We start from the raw sequence: 17440 nt of genomic DNA, 5'->3' as shown, positions 1-17440 counted from the left end.
AAGCTTGGTTTTGACCGGCTGTCTTGTGAACATTGCGTTCATCACCGTCGTGTTGATGGCCTTCCAAGTGGGGAGGCGCAAATGATCCGCACCTTCGCCGACCCTGAAACCGAACGCATCTGGCTCGGCCAGCGCAGCCGGAAGCTGCCGCCCGACATTCAGCAGACCGCTCGGCGCAAGCTGCGCCAGATCAATCGCACGGCAATCCTGACCGACCTGCGCGTGCCTCCGGGCAACCGCTTCGAGCAGTTGAAAGGTTTTACCCCTCCACGATATAGTCTAAGGATCAACGACCAGTGGCGCATCACCTTCACCTGGTCTGACGGAGGCGCGGACGATGTCCGGATCGAAGATTATCACCGGGGCTGACGAGCGGCTGGACAATGTTCATCCGGGCGACATCCTGCGCGAGGACTTCCTGATCGGCAGCGAAATTCCGCTTGGCGATGTGGCTCAGGAGACAGGCATTGCCGCAGACGTGCTGACTGCGATTATTGCAGCAGCCGAGCCTGTCACGGCAGCCGTCGATCTGCGCCTTGCCCGCTATTTCGGCGTGTCCGAAGGCTTCTTTCTAGGCCTGCAGATTGACTATGACCTTGAAGAAGAGCGCCGCCAGCACGGCGACGAGCTTGACCGGATTGTCCGGCGCGCAGCCTGATTGCATGGCTGAGCGCACACGCGCATCTATCCACCGCGCTGCGCCTTTCGCTATCTTGCGCTGGCCTTGAAATTCGGCTGCTTGGGTCTGACCTCAGTGCTGCGGCGATGATCGCGTCGCAAAAGGATGAAGCCTTGATTTCGCGTGTCATGCCTCCCCTGCTGGTCCTGCTGCTGGCGGCCTGCTCGTCCTCTTCGGCAACGACCACGGCGGGCAAGGATGGTCCGGTAGACGGCGTGCGCGTCGCCATGCCGGCAGATAGCCCCGCGCCCCCTGCCATGCGCGCGCCGGATGCCAAGGGCGCATGGGCTTCCGCGCCGGATGCCGCCCGCTTCGGCTATCCGGGTGAGGCGCCGCTGCTCAGCCTTGAATGCCGCCAGGGCTCGCTTGTCGTCACCCGCAATGTCGCCGCTCCCATCGGGGCCGCCGCGCTCTTCGCGCTGCAGGGGAGCGGTTATATCCTGCGCCTGCCGGTCGATGCGACGGCAGTCGCTGGCCAGCGCGGCTATGTCTGGCAGGGCGCGATCCCGGCCGATGACAAGCGCCTGACGCTGTTCAAGGCGAAGTTCGTCGGAACGCTTCCGGGTGGCGGACATATCGCAGTGCCCGCCAGCGAAGTCCCCGGCGGGCTGATAAAGCGCTGCGCCGCCAGGGAATCCTGAGCGCCTAAAGCTTGCCGAACTTCGCTTCGTAGGCGCCGGTTTCCCCGCTCGAAAGCAGCTTGGCCTGCTCGATCCAGTTGTCCCGCGTCGCGCGGCCCGCAAAGGCTCCCAGCTGCGCGTCGATCCGCGCCACATCCGCCTCGGTCCACGCCGCGATCTCGGCATAGCGCGTGACGCCGAGCGCCCGCAGCGCAGTGCTGATCTTGGGGCCAAGGCCCTTGATCCGGGTCAGGTCGTCGCCTTCATCCGTGGCGGGTGGCGGCGCTTCGGCGAGCACTGGCGGCGGCGCAATCGCGGCGGCGGGCGGCGCATCGATCAGCGCCGAATTGCGCGCGGCGGGCGCGGCACCTTCGGACAGGACATCGCGGTACTCGCGCTTTTCCGGCAGCGATTTGCCGCGCCGCAACAGGAAGGCCAGCGCCAGCACCAGCAGCACGGCAATCGCGCCGACCAGAACCGCGTTTGCCTGAATCCATTCCATCATCGATCACCCCAAGACTTGCCGGACCTGTCCGGCGCTTTCCCATGCGCAGCGGCTGAAGCCAAGACCTCCCGCTTCAGAGCGTCTGCTTGCGGAACAGGATGCGGTCTTCCGGCCCGAAGCCGCGCCGCCAGATCACCGCGCCATAGACGCCGAGGATCGCGGGGATGCCGAAGGCAAGCTCGACCCATTCGGGCATGAGCTTTGCCGCAAAGCCCACCAGCACCGCCGGCGCCGCAGCCCAGATCAACGCCCAGCGCCAATTGCTGATACGCTCACCCAGAAGGCTGCCGAGCAGCAACGATTTGGCGAGCGACGCGCATCCCAGCGCAATTGCCAGCGCGGCGGCGGCTCCGGCCGCCTGGATCAGCGGATCGAGCCCCGCCCGCCGCGCCGCCAGCATGAAGCCCACGGTCAGCGCCGCCTGCAGCGCGATGGTGGCAAGGCTGATCCACAAGTTGCGCAGCCGCGCGATGTAGATCAGCGCCGCCTCGCTCACCACGGCGGTGGCGGCGGCCACTTCGGCGGCGAGCAACAGCGCCAGCGCGGCGGTTCCGGCCACGAAGCCCGGCCCCACCAGCCCCATCACGGCCGCGCCCGGAATGCCCAGCGCCAGCGCCACCCCGGCCTGCGCCGCGATGATCCAAAAGCCGACCTGGCACACCTGCCGCGCCACGGCGGGGAAGTTTCCGCCCTGCAGATTGCGCGTGATCACCGGGCCAAGGATCGGCTCGAAGCTGGTCTTGAGCTTCTGCGGCAGGGTCGCGACCTGCTGCGCCACATAGTAGATGCCCACGACCGCAGGCGGCGCCTGAAACACGCCGAGCAGGAACAGATCGAGCTTGCGCGTGCCCCATTCGATCGCATCCGCGCCGGCCAGCGGCAGGTTGCTCACCGCCAGCCGCAGGAGATCGATCGGGCGCGGCGACCACTGGCGCGGCAGGCCATAGCTCCTGAGCAGGGGCACGAAGGCGGTCAGCGTCGCGGCAAAGATCGAGGCGACATAGGCGAGGATCAGCCCGGATTCGCGGATCGAGAGGAAGGTGAAACCCGCCAGCCACACCGCCCCCGCCACGATGGACAGCGTCCACGGCTCGACCACCGACCGCGCCCGCACCGTCGCGCCGACATCGAAGCGGTAGGCCAGCGCCGCCAGCGCGATATCGCCCAGCGCGATCGGCAGCACGGTGAGCGGTAGCAGGCGCTGGAGCGGGGTGAAATGCCCGCTCGGAAACATCGGGGCCGGGAAGATATAGAGCAGGGCCGCCAGCACGGCCGAGACGAAGCCCGACAGCAGCAGCGCATCGGCAACCACTTCGGCGCCGTCGCGATCGTCGCTCGCCAGCTGCTGCGCAAGGCCGCGCTTCTGGCCGAGCGTGGCCAGCTGTGCCGCCAGCTCCACCGCGATGGTGGCCGAGGCGAAGCGGCCCAAGTCCTCTGCGCCATACAGCCGCCCGGCGATGAACAGGAACGGGATGCGCGCGGCAAGGCGGAGCAGGAAACCGAAGAAATTGGTCCGCCCGCCCTTGGCCAGCGCGGCAATGTCCTGCTGTTCGGCGGAGAGGGGGGCGGCGGCTTCAGCCAAGCGGGGCCTCCGCACGAAGCGGGCGGGCCAGCAGCTGCGCCACCAGCGCGCGGGGCGAGATCGCGCCATCGAGAAGGGCGGCGACTCCGGCAGCAATCGGCATGGCGATGCCGCGTTCATCGGCGACGCGCACGAGCACCGGAGCGGTGAACGCGCCTTCGGCCACGGTGCTGCGCTCCGCGAGAAGAGCCGCCGCGCCGCCGGTGCGGTCGCCTTCCGCGCCGAGCGCCATGCCGAGCGCGAAATTGCGGCTATCGGAGGACGAGCAGGTGAGCACCAGATCGCCAAGGCCCGAGAGGCCCGCCAGCGTTTCGCCTTCCGCGCCCATTGCAAGGCCGAGGCGCTGCATTTCGGCAAAGCCCCGGCTGATCAGCGCCGCGCGGGCGTTGGCGCCAAGGCCCAGCCCTTCGACCACACCGCAGGCAATCGCGAGCACGTTCTTCACCGCGCCGCCGATCGAAGCGCCGATCACGTCCGCCGAATAGTAGGGCCGGAATGAGGGCCGCGCGATGACGGGCGAAAGCCGCGCCCATTGCGCCTCCCCCCCGGCGCAGGCGAGCGTCACCGCGGTTGGCAGTCCTTCAGCCACTTCATGCGCAAAAGTCGGGCCGGAGAGGACGGCCAGCGCCGCACCGGGTGCAGCGGCGGCGGCCACCTCGGTCATCAGGCGGCCCGTGCCCTGCTCGATGCCCTTTGCGCAGAGCACGATGTCGGTTCCCTGAGGCGCAAGCTGGCCCAGCACCGTGCCGAGATGCTGCGCCGGCGTGACCAGCAGCAGCACCGGCAGCACGGCGAGATCGGCGAGAACGCTGGTCGCGCGGATCGTCGGATGGAGCGCAGCCCCCGGCAGAAAGCGCGGATTGCGATGCTGCGCGTTCACCGCCTCGACCACATCGGCCTCGCGCGCCCAGAGCAGCACGTCGCGGCCATCGCTCGCGAGCACTTGCGCGAGCGCCGTGCCCCACGCGCCGCCGCCCACGACGCCGACTTGAGCCGCCCCGCTCACGCCTTCACCCCGGCGCCGCGCACTGGCTCCGCATCGGGATCGAGCGGCCAGCGCGGGCGCGCCAGCACGTCGAGCGAATCGGTGAGGCCGGCGGCAAAGCGCTCCGCCCCGGCCCAGCCGATCATCGCGGCGTTATCGGTACACAGCTTCGGCGGCGGGGCGACGAGGGGCAGCCCGGCCTCCTCCGCAAGCGCCGTAAGTGCGCCGCGCAGGGCCGCATTGGCGGCAACCCCGCCCGCGACAACCAGCGCCGTCACCGGCCCTGCAGCCGCCATCGCGCGGCGCGTGCGATCGATCACGCAATCGATCGCGGCCTGCTGGAACGAGGCGGCGATATCCGCCGTCTGGTGGATGCCGGCATCATGGGCGCGCATCACCGCGCTTTTCAGGCCCGCGAAGGAGAAATGCGGCTCAGCACTACCCAAGAGCGGGCGCGGCAGCGGGACGGCCCTGGCATTGCCTTCGCGGGCCATCCGCTCCACCGCAGGTCCGCCCGGAAAGCCCAGCCCGAGGATCTTCGCGGTCTTGTCGAACGCCTCGCCCAGCGCGTCGTCGATGGTGGTGGCGAGGCGGCGATACTGGCCCAGTCCGCGCACTTCGAGGATCTGGCAATGCCCGCCCGAGGCGAGCAGCAGCAGATAGGGGAACGCAAGGCCTGGCTCCGCCAGCCGCGCAGACAAGGCGTGGCCCTCAAGATGGTTCACCGCCAGCAAGGGCCTATCTGCCGCCATCGCCAGTGCTTTCGCCGTTACCAGCCCGACCATGACCCCGCCAATCAGGCCCGGCCCCGCCGTGGCGGCAATCGCATCCATGTCCGCCAAAGTGAGCCCCGCGTCTTCCAGCACCGCGCCGACCATGGGCGCGAGGGTTTCGGCATGGGCGCGCGCGGCGATTTCTGGCACAACGCCGCCATAGGGGCGGTGTTCCTCATCCTGCGAGGCGATGCGCTGCGCAACAATGCGCGCGGCGAGCGTGGTGCCCGCCCCGTCGATCACGGCGACGGCGGTCTCGTCGCAGGAGGATTCGATGCCGAGGATCAAGGCCATGGGACACTTTCCCTTAGAGACATTCCCCGTTACGGCAAGTGACGCATGAACACGTCCATAACACCCACCGCTGCAAACCCGCTCAAACTGGGTACGCGCCGCTCTCCGCTCGCCATGGCTCAGGCCGAGGAAACCCGCCGTAGGCTCTGCGCGGCGCATGGCTGGGATGAGGATGTGATCGAGCTCGTCACCGTGGTTGCCAGCGGCGATCAGGTGCTTGATCGCCCGCTCGCCGAAATCGGCGGCAAGGCGCTGTGGACCAAGGAGCTCGATGCCTGGCTGGCCGATGGCAACATCGATTTCGCGGTCCATTCGATGAAGGATGTGGAAACCGAGCGCCCTGCCACGCTGATGATCGCCGCCGTGCTCCCGCGTGAGGACGTGCGCGATGTGCTGGTCGGCGCGGAGAGCGTGGCGGCCATTCCCGCCGGCGCACGGGTCGGCACCAGTGCCCCGCGCCGCGCCGCGCAGATGCTCCATTCCCGCCCCGATCTCACCGTGGTCGGCTTCCGCGGCAATGTCGCGACTCGCCTCGCCAAGCTCGAAGCGGGTGAGGCCGACGTGACGCTGCTCGCCGCTGCCGGGCTGAACCGCCTCGGCCAGAGCGCGGTCGGCAGCCCGCTCCCGTCCGACACCTGGCTTCCCGCCCCCGCACAGGGCGCCATCGGCGTCGAGTGCCTCGCCGCCCGCGCCGATCTCGTCGCGCTGCTCGATGCCATCGATCACAAGCCGAGCCACGCCGCCGTGATGGCCGAACGCGCCCTGCTGCGCGGCCTTGGCGGCACCTGCCACAGCCCGATCGCGCTGCTCACCACGGCCGAGGGCACGAACCTGACGCTGCGCGCCGCGCTATTCAGCCCCGATGGGGCGGAACGGATCGAGGCAAGCGCCACCTTCCCGGCGGGCGACAACGATGGCCCCGCCGCGCTCGCCCGCACCCTGCTGGCCAGCGCGCCCGAAGCCATTCGCCGCCACTTCACCGGCAGCTGAGGCCGCCCGGGATGATCCCGGTGATCGTGATCCGCCCCGAACCGGGCAACGCCGCCACCGTGGCTGCCGCGCAGGCGCTCGGCCTTGATGCGCAGGGGTTCCCGCTGTTCGACATGGCCCCCGCGCCTTGGGCCGTCCCCGATCCCGCGCCTTACCGCGCGCTGCTCGTCGGTAGCGCCAATGTGTTCCGACTCGGCGGCGAGAGCCTTGCGCGGCTCAGGGACTTGCCCGTCCACGCTGTCGGCGCGGCGACCGCAGAGGCCGGGCGTGCGGCCGGTTTCACCGTGGCATCGATTGGCGAAGGCGGCCTGCAGCCGATGGCTTCCGCCCTGCCGCCGGGCCGCTATCTGCGCCTCGCCGGCGAAAAGCGCGTGCCGCTCGCCATGCCCGAAGGGGTCGAGGTCGACGATGTGGTGGTCTATGCCGCTGCCGGCCTGCCGATGCCGCCTGCGCTCACTCGCATGCTGGCGAAACCCGCCGTTGTCCTGCTCCACTCCGGAGAAGCCGCTGCTCATTTCGCCGCAGAATCGGACCGGATCGGCGTGGCACGCGGGCAGATCGCGCTGGCCTGCCTTGCCTCACGAATCGGGTCTATGGCGGGGCTCGGCTGGCAACACATTGAAATCGCAGAGACACGTACCGATCAAGCAGTGCTGGCACTCGCCGTGCAAATGTGCGAGAAAGTGTCACCAAGAGGACACTAACAACTGAAAAATGATCCTATGCAGGACATGACCTTTGGTTCGCCCCTAGCTCTGCAACGCAACCGGACTGGTCGCGGGCGGGCGGTGCTGGCTGTCCTCTTCATCCTCGCAGCGCTCGCTGGCGGCGCCTGGTACGGCTGGAAGACCGGCTGGCTGGAAGTGCACGTCTCGGGCCTTGCTGCCTCGCCAATCCCCGCGCCCTCGGCCTCGATGTCGCAGGCCGCCGCACAGACCACCGCCAACCTCGCCGCGACCGACGCCGCGCTCACCGCCGCTGCGGCCAAGGTCTCCGCGCTCGAGCAGCGCCTTGCCGAGCTCAACCAGCAGGCCGTCGCCGCGGCCGGACAGGCCACGCAGGCCGAAGCCCTGCTGGTCGCCTTCGCCGCCCGCCGCGCGATCGAGCGCGGCCAGCCGCTTGGCTACCTTGAAGCCCAGTTGCGCGTGCGCTTTGGCAGCACGCAGCAATCCGTCGTGGACCGCGTGATCGCCGCCGCGCAGAAGCCGATGACGCTCGCCATGCTGAACGAAACCTTCGAGAAGATCAGCCCGCAACTGATCGGCGGCGCGCAGAGCGAAGGCACGTGGGACTGGCTGACGCGCCAGATGGGCGAACTCTTTGTCATCCGCCATGCCGACGGCCCCTCGCCCACCGCCGAAAGCCGCGCGATGCGCGTACGCGAGGCGCTGGCCGGGGGCCGCATCGATGTCGCCATCGCCGAAGTCGAGCGGATGCCGGGCAAGGATGCCGCGACCGAATGGCTCGCCCATGCCCGCGATTTCGCAGCTGCGCAGCACGCACTTGATCAGCTGGAAACCGCCGCGCTCTCCTTCCCGCCGACACCGCCGGTTGTGGCAAAACCGGATGCGGCTGCGCCAGAGCCAGTCGCCAGCCCTTCGCCTTCAGCCAGCGCGCCCGCCGCTTAAGCCGGCTGCAGCAGGCTCGGCAGCGCGCCGCTCATGCCGCGCGCCTCGTCCATGAAGAAGCGCTTGAGCGCCGGAATGCGCTGCACGCCCGCCATGCCCAACCGCCGGATCGCCGAAGGCAAGCGCCCCGGAACGCCGAACAGCCGCGTCAGCACATCGGTCGCCGCCGAAACCATGAAGGTATCCGCCGCGCGCCAGCGTTCGTAGCGCGCCAGCAGCTGCGCATCGCCCGGATCGAGCCCGAGCCGCATGCCGTCGGTCAGCACTTCCACCAGCGCCGCCACATCGCGCAGGCCAAGGTTGAGCCCCTGCCCGGCAATCGGGTGCATCCCGTGCGCGGCATCGCCGACGAGCGCGAGCCGGTCTGACACCATCCGCGCGGTGTGGTGGAAATTGAGCGGCCAGGAAGAGCGCGGCCCCATCAGCCGCACCGTGCCCAGCACATCGCCCATGCGTTCCTGCACCGCGCTCTGGAATGCGCCATCGGGCAGCGCCATCGCGCCGGGCGCGTCCTTCTCGCTCACCGTCCACACCAGCGCCGAGCGGTGGTTGCCTTCCGCATCGTCGAGCAGCGGCAGCAGCGCGAAAGGCCCCGCCGGATAGAAGATTTCCCACGCCACGTTGCCGTGCGGCTTCGAATGCGCCAGCCCCACGATCATCGCGCGGTGGCCATAGCTCCAGCGCGCGGGGGTGAAGCCCGCCTCGTCACGCGTTGGCGAAGCGCGACCTTCGGCGCCCACCATGAGGCGTCCCTTGATCACGCGGCCATCGGCGAGCGTCACCGCCACGCCGTGCGCATCGCGCTCCCGCTCCGCCACCCGCGCATTGGGCAGGAAGGTGATCAGATCCTCCTTCGCCGCCGCATCGTACATAGCCACGCGCAGATCGCGATTGGCGAACATGCGGCCCAGCGAGCCATCCCCCGGGGCGGGCTGAAAATCGATCCGCCCGGGCTTCATCCCGTCCGTCACCGCGATCGAATCGATCGGGCAGCCCAACGGCTCGAGCACTTCGGCAAGGCCGAGATGGCTGTAGAGATTCCAGCTCGCGGTCGAAATCGCCGAGGCGCGACCATCAAAGCCTTCGGCGGTCTGCGCCGAAGGGTCGGAGCTGTCGATCACCACGCTGGGGATGCCCGCCTTGGCAAGGCCGATGGCGAGCGTCATCCCGACGAGCCCGCCGCCGACGATCACGATATCAGAAGTCATCGTCTGGTTTCCGGGTGTCTCGCTCATGGCCGTGCTCCGCAAGTATCGCCGGTGCCCGCATCGAGATCGAGGCAGCGCCCGTCGAACGCGCCGGCCGGAACCGGCAGGCCGATCAGTGCCGCAAGCGTGGGGGCGATGTCCACCGTTTCGACCGGGCTGGGCTGCTCGAAGGAGGTCATCCCCTTGCGCCAGAACAGCATCGGCACGCGCCGATCATAGTCCCACGGCGAGCCATGCGTCGCCACATAGCCCGGCCCGGGCACCGGAATCGGCACCACCCCGCGCTTCAGCATCAGCACGAGATCACCCGAGCGCGGGCGATAGAACGAGGCCTTGGCGCGCGCGATCAGCGGCCAGGTCTCGGGCGAGCCGGTGGGAGCGGAGGCGGCCGTGATCTCGTCGGCGGTGAAGGCAGCGGCAACTTCGGGGTTGGCCAGCAGTTCGGCCTTGAGCGCTTCGAGCGCGCGGGCCTTGTCTGCCGGCGCCAGATCGCGCCGCAGCCAGATGTCGCCCGAAGCACCATCGGAGAGGACGAGGCCGCTCGGATCGAGCCCGGTCTTGGCCGCCACCGCCGCGCTCAGCGCTTCGGGCAGGAGCGATTTGCTCACCCGGTGCGAGGCAGGCAGCGCCTGCTCGCCCAGCCGCTCGGGCATGTCGAACCCGCCGTGATCCGCCGTCAGCACCACGGCGTAGTCGATGCCGCGCTGGTCCAGAGCCACGAAGAAATCGCCCAGCGCCAGATCGAGCTGCTGCATCTGGATGCACATCTCGCTGCCTTCGGTGCCATAGCCGTGGCCGACATAGTCCGTTGCGGAAAGGCTGACCGACAGCACATCGGGCGTCGCGCCCTTGCCCAGCTTGTTCTCGTCCACCAGTTCGGTCGCGAGATCGATCGTCGCGCGGTCGAGCCGCGGCGAGGCGCGGAAGCCGTTCTTGTCACCCGGGGCCAGCGCAAAGCGGCCGGTGCCAACGGCAAACGTGCTGCTCAGCGGCACGGCACGGTCCTTGGCCTTGCACCAGTCGGGCAGCGAAAGCTCCGGCGCGCCCGCGCTCAGCACGTCGCCGAGCGCCTTGTTCTCGTTCACCGCCGCCGGGGTCAGCGCGCGCCCGTCGAGCGAGGTGAAGCCTGCGCCCTTCCACCAGTAGACGCTGTCGATCACATGGCCGCCCATCATCAGCGCGGCGCGGTCCTTGCCGGAAACGGCGACATTACGGCTGGTCGGCCAGAGCGCCTTGACCCGCTCGCCCAGCGTGGGAACGAGGAGGTGACCGACCGAGGCGACATAGTCCCTGGGGTCTGCGGCAGCCTTTGTCTCGTCCTCGGCGCAATAGACCGCCTTCTTGCCGCGCGTGACCGACTGGTCGATCCAGGTGTTGGCGATGATCCCGGTGCGCGCGGGATGCACGCCGGTCAGGATCGTCGAGTGGCCGGGGCAGGTCTCGGTTGCGGCGTGGCTCTGATAGCCCGCCGGAAACACCGCGCCGGTGGCGAGCCGCGCCAGGCCGCCGGTGAAGTGCGAGCGATACTGCGCGAAGAGGTCTGCCGAGAACTGGTCGATGGAGATCGCGACGATGAGCTTGGGCGCATTCGCGGCCGGCAGGACTGCAGGGGCAGCCGCCGGGGCCGGTGCCCGTTTCGCGGCCGGACGTGCCAGCCCGCAGTGCGGCAGGACGATCACGGCGGCGAGCGCAGCCGCGCCCAGAGTGACGGACCGGAACGTGCGAAGCGCCATAGAGTAACCTTTCTCGGTACTTGGCCGAACCGGAGTCGCCTGCTCCGGGCCGGGCCGCTGCGTGATGGCCCCGGCGGCGCATGCGCGCAAGAGGCCTCGCGTGGCTGCTTGCCCGCAAAGGCACCGGGGGCGCTGAAGCCGGGCGGGCAGGTGGCCAAAGCGATTGCGGTGCGATAGACGAGGCATATGGCATTCTTGCGAAACATCGTCCTTCTGCTGGCAGTCTGCTGGCTGGCGCTGGCTGGCACGCCCGCTGCGGCGCAAGGGCCGCACATCCGCGCCTCGCTGCTCGCCGAGCGGCCCGCAATGCCCGGCGAGACGATCACCCTCGCGGTGCTGATGCAGCCGGACAAGGGCTGGCACGGCTATTGGACCAATCCCGGCGATGCCGGCCTGCCGATCACGCTCGAATGGACCCTGCCGCCGGGCGCTGGCACCGGCGTGCCCGAATTCCCCGTGCCGCAGACGCTGCTGCTGCAGGGCTTGATGAACCACGTCTACGAGCATGACTACGCCGTGCTCGTGCCGTTCAACGTACCTAAAGATGCTGCCCCCGGCACCACGCTGCCGATCAGCGCCAAGGCCAATTGGCTCGCCTGCACCGAGGCGATCTGCGTGCCCGAAAGCGCGACGCTGCAGGGCACCGTGACCGTGGGCAGCGGTGCGGCGGATGCGCGCTTCGATGGCTGGCGCGCTATGCTGCCTGCTCCGCTTGACCGGCAGGGCACCTTTGCCGCCTCGCCCACGGGCTGGCGCATCGCCGTACCTTTCCCGGCGGGTGCCGCCATTGACGAACCGCATTTCTTCATCGATGCGCAGGGCGTGGCGAGCTACGCCAAGCCGCAGGCATTCAGCCGCGTGGGCGATACTCTCGTGATCGAACTCGCCAAGGCCGCCTTCCCCTCGCCAGAGCCGCCCGCCACGCTCTCCGGCGTGCTGTCGCTCGGCACCGGCGCGAAGGGCGAATCGCTCGGCGGGATTGCCTTCACCGCCGTACCCGGCGCGGTGCCGACGGGCGGCACGCCGCTCGGCAAGGGGAGCGCGCCCGCGCCGTTCTCCGCTGCCACGCTGGTGCTCGCCATCCTTGGCGCGCTCGTGGGCGGGCTCATCCTCAACGTCATGCCCTGCGTCTTCCCGATCCTCAGCCTCAAGGCGATGGCGCTGGCCCGCGCAGGCAGTCATAACGCGCATGTCGAAGGCCTGGCCTATACGGCGGGCGTGATGCTGGCCTGCATGGGGCTCGGCGCGGCCATGCTGGCGCTGCGCGCAGCGGGCACGCAAGTCGGCTGGGCATTCCAGTTGCAGGACCCGGGCGTCGTCGCGCTGCTGCTCCTCCTCGCGGTTGCGATCACCGCGAACTTCATGGGGCTTTATGAGCTTCCGGGGCTTTCCATCGAAAGCGGCGACGGCACCAGCAAGGGTGGCTGGGTCGGCGCGTTCGGCACCGGACTGTTGGCTGCTTTCGTTGCCACGCCCTGCACCGGCCCGTTCATGGCCGCTGCGGTCGGCGCCGCGCTGGTCCTGCCTGCCTGGGCCGCGATGGCTGTCTTCGCCGCGCTCGGTTTCGGCCTCGCGCTGCCGTTCCTGCTGCTCGGCTTCGTGCCTGCTCTGCGCCGGCTGCTGCCCAAACCCGGCGCATGGATGGAGCGCTTTCGCCGCGCGATGGCTGTGCCGATGGGGCTGACCGTGCTGGCGCTGTGCTGGCTGGCATGGCGGCTGGGCGGACCGGCTTATGCGGCGGGTGCCATCGCGCTCGCCGTGCTGGTCGTGGCGCTGCTGATCATGATCGGCCGCGCACAGCGGCAGGGCCTCGGTACGATGCAGTGGGCCCTGCCCGGCAGCGTCGCGCTGGCCGCGCTCGCCCTCGCCGCCACGCCGCGCCTTGCCACGGCAGGCCCGGGCGGCGCGGTGGAAGCGGGCCTGCTCGATGCCAAGCCCTTCAGCGAGGCCGCGCTGGCTGCGGCGCGGGCTGAGGGCAAGCCGGTGTTCGCCTATTTCACCGCCGACTGGTGCCTATCCTGCAAAGTCAACGAAGCCGCCGCCATCGAGCGCGAGACCACGCGCGATGCCTTCCGCAAAGCCGGCGTCGTCGTGCTGGTGGGCGATTGGACGCGGCGTGATCCCAAGATCACCAGCTTCCTTGCGCAACAGGGCGCAGCAGGCGTGCCGCTTTACCTGTGGTATCCGGCGAAGGCTGCCGAGCCGCAAAAGCTGCCGCAAGTGCTGAGCGCGGACTTCATGGCGGGGCTGCCGGCGAAATAGGGACTGTCCCCTTTTTTCCTTACCAACCACCAGATCCGCTCATGCTGAGCTTGTCGAAGCATCTGACGCGGCGGTTGCGCCAGCACCCTTCGACAGGCTCAGGGTGAGCGGGTTTGGGTTCAAGTGGCCCGGAGTTACAAACTCTGCCCGTCATCCACCGTGATGTGCGAACCCGTCACCTGCCGCGCAGCATCGCTGGCGAAGAATACCATCGGTTCATCGAGCGCGGTGATGTCGGTCAGGCGGCGGCGGGGCCAGGTGTTGATCTGGGCCTTGCCGCCTTCGGTATCGAACCAGTCGCCAGCGATTTCGGTGCTGATGTAGCCGGGCTGGATCGTGTTGACGCTGATCCCCAGCCGCGCCCATTCCTGCGCCAGTTGGCGGCCAAGGTGCTGCACCGCAAGCTTGGTGGCGGCGTAGGAGGCATCGCCCTGCCCGGTCATGTGCGAGGTGATCGAGCCGATCAGGATGACGCGGCCCTTCTCGCTCTGCTTGGAGCCCGCCTTGATCATCCGCCGCGCGCCTTCGCGGGCGGTGAGGTAGACGCCGGTGAAGTTGGTATCGACCACGCTGCGGATGCCTTCGGCGGGCACGTCGATCGCCCGGCCCGGCACGACGATCCCGGCATTGGCGACGACCACATCGGGCACGCCGATGGCTGCTTCCGCCGCATCGAACGCTGCGATGATCGAGCCTTCGTCCGTCACATCGAGCGCCACGGCCAGCGCCTTCCCGCCGCCCGCGTTGATCTCGTCCGCCAGCGCCGCAATGCGCTCCACGCGCCGCGCGCCGATGACAACCGCAGCGCCCTCACTCGCGTAGAGCCGCGCGAAATGCTCGCCGAGGCCCGAAGAAGCGCCGGTGATCAGCGCGATGCGTCCAGCCAGTCTGTTACCCGTCATGTAAACCTGTTGTCCCTCGGAAAGCCGGTGGGCGGAAGCCGCCCAGCCGCGCCGCGCGCGACCTTCCACGGCAGAAGGTCCTTTTCGGTGCGCGTGCGCCCGCTTTCTCCCCCCATTGCCCACGAAAGGCCATCCGCAAAAGTGAGCGTGATGGCGTCTGCCAGTCCGCCATCCTTGTAGCGCTGCAGGGTCACGCCCTGCCCCTTGGCGAGCACCGGCACTTCGCTCAGCGGGAAGATCACCAGCTTGCGGTTCTCGCCCACCACCGCGACATGGTCGTGCTCCGCCGCGATCTCTCGCACCACCGTCAGCTTCACGCCGGGCTTGGTTGTGACGACGCCGCGGCCCTTGCGGGTTTCGGCGAGCAGTTCGTCCATTTCTGCCGCAAAGCCGCGCCCGGTATTGGCGGCCAACAGCAATTGCCCCTTGGCCTTGTGCACCACCAGCGCCGCGATCTGCGCTTCGGGATCGATATCGAGCATCGTGCGCACCGGTTCACCAAACCCGCGCGCGCCGGGGAGCTTGTCCGCCCCCAGTGTGTAGAACCGCCCATTGTCGAGGGCGAACAGCAGCTTGTCGGTCGTCTGGCAATGCAGCGCGAAGGCGGGGCCATCGCCTTCCTTGAACTTGAAGTCCGTATCAAGCGCGAGGTGGCCCTTTGCGGCCCGGATCCAGCCGCGCGCTGAAAGGATCACCGTCACCGGCTCCTTTTCGATCATCGCATCCATGCTGAATTCGCGCGTCGGCGCAGCTTCGAGCAGCGTGGTGCGGCGCGCGCCGAGCGGGGTGGTCTCGGCATACTCCTTGCGCAGCGCCTTGAGGTCGGCCTTGAGGCGCTTCTTCTGGAGCTTGGGATCATCGAGCAGCGCCTGCAGGTCGGCCTGCTCGGCGATCAGGCCGTCGCGCTCCTTGCGCAGTTCCATCTCTTCCAGCTTGCGCAAGCTGCGCAGCCGCATGTTGAGGATTGCCTCGGCCTGCCGATCGGTCAACTCGAACTCGGCCATCATGATCGGCTTGGGCTCGTCCTCGGTGCGGATGATCTCGATCACCCGGTCGAGGTTGAGGTAGGCAATGATGTAGCCGCCGAGCAGTTCGAGCCGATTGGCGATCTTCTCCAGCCGGTGGCGCGAACGGCGCAGCAGGATGTCGATCTGCGCGATCACCCATTCCTGCAGCAGCAGCTTCAGCCCCAGCACGCCGGGCGTGCGCCGCGCATCGAGCACGTTGAGGTTGAGCCCGAAGCGCACTTCGAGATCGGTCAGGCGGAACAGCGATTCCTTGAGCAGATCGGGATCGACATTGCGGCTCTTGGGCACCAGCACGATGCGGATCTGGGCATCGCTTTCGTCACGCACGTCTTCTAGGATGGGCAGCTTCTTGTCGGCGATGAGCGCGGCGATCTGCTCGATCAGCTTGCCCTTCTGCACCTGGTAGGGGATTTCGGAGAGCACGAGCTGCCACTGGCCGCTGCCCAGCTTCTCGATGCCGGTTTCCTCCCAGCTGCCATCCTCCTGCCGCCCGGTGGAGAAGCGCCCGCGCACGCGGATCGCGCCCTTGCCGCTTTCATAGGCCGCGCTGATCGAGGCCTTGCTGTCCACCACCAAGCCGCCGGTCGGGAAGTCCGGGCCGTGGAACACCTCCATCAGCTCGGCATGGGTGGCCGCCGGATTGTCGATCAGCATCAGCGTGGCGTCGACGATCTCGGCCACGTTATGGCTCGGGATATTGGTCGCCATGCCGACGGCAATGCCGCTGGAGCCGTTGGCAAGGAGATTGGGGAACAGGCCGGGGAAGATTTCGGGCTCTTCCTCCTCGCCGTTGTAGGTGGGGTGGAAGGTGACGGTGCCTTCCTCCAGCCCCGCCATCAGCCGCATCGCCGTGCGCGTCAGCCGCGCTTCGGTGTAGCGGTAGGCGGCGGCATTATCCCCGTCGATATTGCCGAAATTGCCCTGCCCCTCGACCAGCGGGTAGCGGAGGGCAAAATCCTGCGCGAGGCGGACCATCGCATCATAGACCGAGGCATCGCCGTGCGGGTGATACTTGCCGATGACATCGCCCACCACGCGCGCGGACTTCTTGAACGCGCCCGTCGGATCGAGCTTCAGCTGCTGCATCGCCCAGAGCAGCCGCCGATGAACCGGCTTCAGCCCATCGCGCAGATCGGGCAGCGAACGCGCGGTGATCGTGGAGAGCGCATAGACGAGGTAGCGCTCCGACAGCGCTGCATCGAAAGGCGCATCGACGATGGCGTCGAAGGGGTCGGGTTCGGCTTCGGTTATCTTGGTCATGGCCGATCATCCATAGCAATCCCCGCGCTGGCATGGGAACAGGCCGGGGGGTGAGTTTACCCCGATGATTTGGGAATACCGGCAGCGCACCGCCGGGACTTACGTCCCCAAGGCAACCTCTGCGCTCAGCTCCGCCACCCTGAGTTCGGCCTCGCGCGTCTGTCCGCCGCGCTCCATGAAGCTGCGCATCTTTTCCCGCGCGGTATCGCTGAACAGCAGGGTCTGGAACAAGCCGGCCTCGATCTTGCAGCCTTCGTCGAGCGGCAGCGCCGCCGCCTCGATCGAACGCTTGGCAAGGCGGGCGGCCTCTGGCGGGAAGCTGGCGATGCGCTGCGCCAGCGCGGCGACGTGCGCATCGATAGCGTCTGCAGGCAGCGCGCGGTTGAGCCAGCCCCACTTCTCGGCAGTTTCGGCATCGAGATCACCCGCGCCAATGATGATTTCGATGGCCCGAGCGCGGCCGACGAGGCGCGGCAGGCGCTGGGTGCCGGTGCCGCCAGGCAGGATGCCGATGGGCACTTCCATCTGGTTGATCACGGTCTTGCCGATCACCCCGAAGCGCATGTCGAAGCTCATCGCGAGTTCCGCCCCGCCGCCGCCAACACGGCCTTCGATCTGCGCGATCGTCACCTTGTCCATGCGCTGAAAGCGATCGCACATCGCGTGATAGGTGTTGACATCGCCGCTCGGCCCAGAGGGCGCGTTGGCCATCGCGATCAGCAGGCTGACATCGAAATGGGCGAGGAAGAAATCGGGATCGGCACTCTTGAGCAAGAAGACCAGCGCGTCGGGGTCCGCCTCGAGTTCCTCGGCCAGCGCCGCCAATTCGGCAAACAGCGCCATGGTGATAACGTTGATCGGCGGTGCATCGACGACGGCGGTGACCATTGCACCGGTCTGCGAAACATGCAGCAGTTTGTAGCTATCATAGGCCATGGCAGGCGCTCCGTTCGGGAAAACGAGCATACCGCCGAATGATGCCCCTGCAACT

Annotated in this window: 16 protein-coding genes; 7 read left to right on the top strand and 9 right to left on the bottom strand. The window is 68.3% G+C overall.

Annotated features, from left to right (window positions below; genetic code table 11):
* Positions 1-81 precede the first annotated feature (81 nt).
* From ACO06X_RS15595 to ACO06X_RS15585, 3 genes are all read left to right on the top strand, one after another.
* A complete protein-coding gene (locus tag ACO06X_RS15595) occupies positions 82-369 on the top strand; it encodes a type II toxin-antitoxin system RelE/ParE family toxin (RefSeq protein ID WP_421837131.1) in 288 nt (95 codons plus the stop codon).
* Positions 338-658, top strand: coding sequence for a HigA family addiction module antitoxin (locus ACO06X_RS15590; RefSeq protein WP_421837130.1), 321 nt, complete (start codon positions 338-340; stop codon positions 656-658). Before ACO06X_RS15595 ends, ACO06X_RS15590 begins: the two co-directional genes overlap by 32 nt.
* Before the next feature lie 134 nt (positions 659-792).
* Complete coding sequence (locus tag ACO06X_RS15585) at positions 793-1320, top strand: hypothetical protein (RefSeq protein WP_421837129.1); 528 nt, start codon at positions 793-795, stop codon at positions 1318-1320.
* A 4-nt stretch (positions 1321-1324) separates the two neighbouring features.
* Here the strand turns inward: ACO06X_RS15585 and ACO06X_RS15580 are convergent, their stop codons facing one another.
* The 4 genes from ACO06X_RS15580 to tsaD form a co-directional block, all read right to left on the bottom strand.
* Positions 1325-1804 carry a hypothetical protein gene (locus ACO06X_RS15580; RefSeq protein ID WP_421837128.1) on the bottom strand — a complete coding sequence of 160 codons (480 nt, stop codon included), beginning with the start codon at positions 1802-1804 and terminating at the stop codon, positions 1325-1327.
* Between the two features lie 73 nt (positions 1805-1877).
* Entirely contained in the window at positions 1878-3386 is a 1509-nt protein-coding gene (locus tag ACO06X_RS15575) for a lipopolysaccharide biosynthesis protein (RefSeq protein ID WP_421837127.1), read from the bottom strand.
* Entirely contained in the window at positions 3379-4392 is a 1014-nt protein-coding gene (locus ACO06X_RS15570; protein WP_421837126.1) for an NAD(P)H-dependent glycerol-3-phosphate dehydrogenase, read from the bottom strand. The genes ACO06X_RS15575 and ACO06X_RS15570 overlap by 8 nt, the downstream gene beginning before the upstream one ends.
* A complete protein-coding gene (gene tsaD / locus ACO06X_RS15565) occupies positions 4389-5438 on the bottom strand; it encodes a tRNA (adenosine(37)-N6)-threonylcarbamoyltransferase complex transferase subunit TsaD (protein WP_421837125.1) in 1050 nt (349 codons plus the stop codon). The genes ACO06X_RS15570 and tsaD overlap by 4 nt, the downstream gene beginning before the upstream one ends.
* Positions 5439-5483: 45 nt before the next feature.
* Here tsaD and hemC point away from each other — a divergent pair, with 45 nt between their 5' ends.
* Genes hemC through ACO06X_RS15550 form a run of 3 tightly spaced genes read left to right on the top strand, consistent with a single transcriptional unit; the run spans position 5484 to position 8056 of the window.
* Positions 5484-6428: a hydroxymethylbilane synthase gene (gene hemC, locus ACO06X_RS15560; protein WP_421837124.1), complete on the top strand. Its 945-nt coding sequence runs from the start codon at positions 5484-5486 to the stop codon at positions 6426-6428.
* 11 nt (positions 6429-6439) lie between these two features.
* Positions 6440-7132 carry a uroporphyrinogen-III synthase gene (locus ACO06X_RS15555; RefSeq protein WP_421837123.1) on the top strand — a complete coding sequence of 231 codons (693 nt, stop codon included), beginning with the start codon at positions 6440-6442 and terminating at the stop codon, positions 7130-7132.
* A 27-nt stretch (positions 7133-7159) separates the two neighbouring features.
* Positions 7160-8056, top strand: coding sequence for a hypothetical protein (locus tag ACO06X_RS15550; RefSeq protein WP_421837122.1), 897 nt, complete (start codon positions 7160-7162; stop codon positions 8054-8056).
* Here ACO06X_RS15550 and ACO06X_RS15545 read toward each other — a convergent pair.
* Together ACO06X_RS15545 and ACO06X_RS15540 are read right to left on the bottom strand one after the other, a co-directional pair.
* Positions 8053-9291 (bottom strand): UbiH/UbiF/VisC/COQ6 family ubiquinone biosynthesis hydroxylase, encoded by a 1239-nt coding sequence (locus tag ACO06X_RS15545; protein ID WP_421837121.1) that lies wholly within the window; start codon positions 9289-9291, stop codon positions 8053-8055. The genes ACO06X_RS15550 and ACO06X_RS15545 overlap by 4 nt on opposite strands.
* Positions 9288-10997 (bottom strand): alkaline phosphatase family protein, encoded by a 1710-nt coding sequence (locus ACO06X_RS15540; RefSeq protein ID WP_421837120.1) that lies wholly within the window; start codon positions 10995-10997, stop codon positions 9288-9290. The genes ACO06X_RS15545 and ACO06X_RS15540 overlap by 4 nt, the downstream gene beginning before the upstream one ends.
* Positions 10998-11183: 186 nt before the next feature.
* Between ACO06X_RS15540 and ACO06X_RS15535 the strand changes: the two genes are divergently transcribed.
* On the top strand, positions 11184-13259 hold the full coding sequence (locus ACO06X_RS15535; protein WP_421837119.1) for a protein-disulfide reductase DsbD family protein: 2076 nt from the start codon (positions 11184-11186) through the stop codon (positions 13257-13259).
* Positions 13260-13393: 134 nt separating this feature from the next.
* On the opposite strand, the gene ACO06X_RS15530 is transcribed toward ACO06X_RS15535, so the two are convergent.
* The 3 genes from ACO06X_RS15530 to ACO06X_RS15520 all read right to left on the bottom strand — a co-directional run bounded on the left by ACO06X_RS15530 (position 13394) and on the right by ACO06X_RS15520 (position 17385).
* Positions 13394-14161, bottom strand: coding sequence for an SDR family NAD(P)-dependent oxidoreductase (locus tag ACO06X_RS15530; protein WP_421837118.1), 768 nt, complete (start codon positions 14159-14161; stop codon positions 13394-13396).
* Complete coding sequence (gene parC, locus ACO06X_RS15525; RefSeq protein ID WP_421837117.1) at positions 14158-16449, bottom strand: DNA topoisomerase IV subunit A; 2292 nt, start codon at positions 16447-16449, stop codon at positions 14158-14160. The genes ACO06X_RS15530 and parC overlap by 4 nt, the downstream gene beginning before the upstream one ends.
* A gap of 99 nt (positions 16450-16548) precedes the next feature.
* Entirely contained in the window at positions 16549-17385 is an 837-nt protein-coding gene (locus ACO06X_RS15520) for an enoyl-CoA hydratase/isomerase family protein (RefSeq protein WP_421837116.1), read from the bottom strand.
* Positions 17386-17440 lie beyond the last annotated feature (55 nt).

The organism is Novosphingobium sp. (genome assembly GCF_965229225.1).
In the GTDB taxonomy this organism is placed as follows: domain Bacteria; phylum Pseudomonadota; class Alphaproteobacteria; order Sphingomonadales; family Sphingomonadaceae; genus Novosphingobium.
This window is presented reverse-complemented; position numbering and strand designations above follow the sequence as displayed.

Bases quoted from the DNA above. Each gene is read 5' to 3' on its own strand.
- ACO06X_RS15590 (WP_421837130.1), top strand. From the start codon at position 338: ATGTCCGGATCGAAGATTATCACCGGGGCTGACGAGCGGCTGGACAAT.
- ACO06X_RS15535 (WP_421837119.1), top strand. From the start codon at position 11,184: ATGGCATTCTTGCGAAACATCGTCCTTCTGCTGGCAGTCTGCTGGCTG.
- parC (WP_421837117.1), bottom strand. From the start codon at position 16,449: ATGACCAAGATAACCGAAGCCGAACCCGACCCCTTCGACGCCATCGTC.
- tsaD (WP_421837125.1), bottom strand. From the start codon at position 5,438: ATGGCCTTGATCCTCGGCATCGAATCCTCCTGCGACGAGACCGCCGTC.
- ACO06X_RS15540 (WP_421837120.1), bottom strand. From the start codon at position 10,997: ATGGCGCTTCGCACGTTCCGGTCCGTCACTCTGGGCGCGGCTGCGCTC.
- ACO06X_RS15545 (WP_421837121.1), bottom strand. From the start codon at position 9,291: ATGAGCGAGACACCCGGAAACCAGACGATGACTTCTGATATCGTGATC.
- ACO06X_RS15580 (WP_421837128.1), bottom strand. From the start codon at position 1,804: ATGATGGAATGGATTCAGGCAAACGCGGTTCTGGTCGGCGCGATTGCC.
- ACO06X_RS15555 (WP_421837123.1), top strand. From the start codon at position 6,440: ATGATCCCGGTGATCGTGATCCGCCCCGAACCGGGCAACGCCGCCACC.
- ACO06X_RS15530 (WP_421837118.1), bottom strand. From the start codon at position 14,161: ATGACGGGTAACAGACTGGCTGGACGCATCGCGCTGATCACCGGCGCT.
- hemC (WP_421837124.1), top strand. From the start codon at position 5,484: ATGAACACGTCCATAACACCCACCGCTGCAAACCCGCTCAAACTGGGT.
- ACO06X_RS15520 (WP_421837116.1), bottom strand. From the start codon at position 17,385: ATGGCCTATGATAGCTACAAACTGCTGCATGTTTCGCAGACCGGTGCA.
- ACO06X_RS15595 (WP_421837131.1), top strand. From the start codon at position 82: ATGATCCGCACCTTCGCCGACCCTGAAACCGAACGCATCTGGCTCGGC.
- ACO06X_RS15550 (WP_421837122.1), top strand. From the start codon at position 7,160: ATGACCTTTGGTTCGCCCCTAGCTCTGCAACGCAACCGGACTGGTCGC.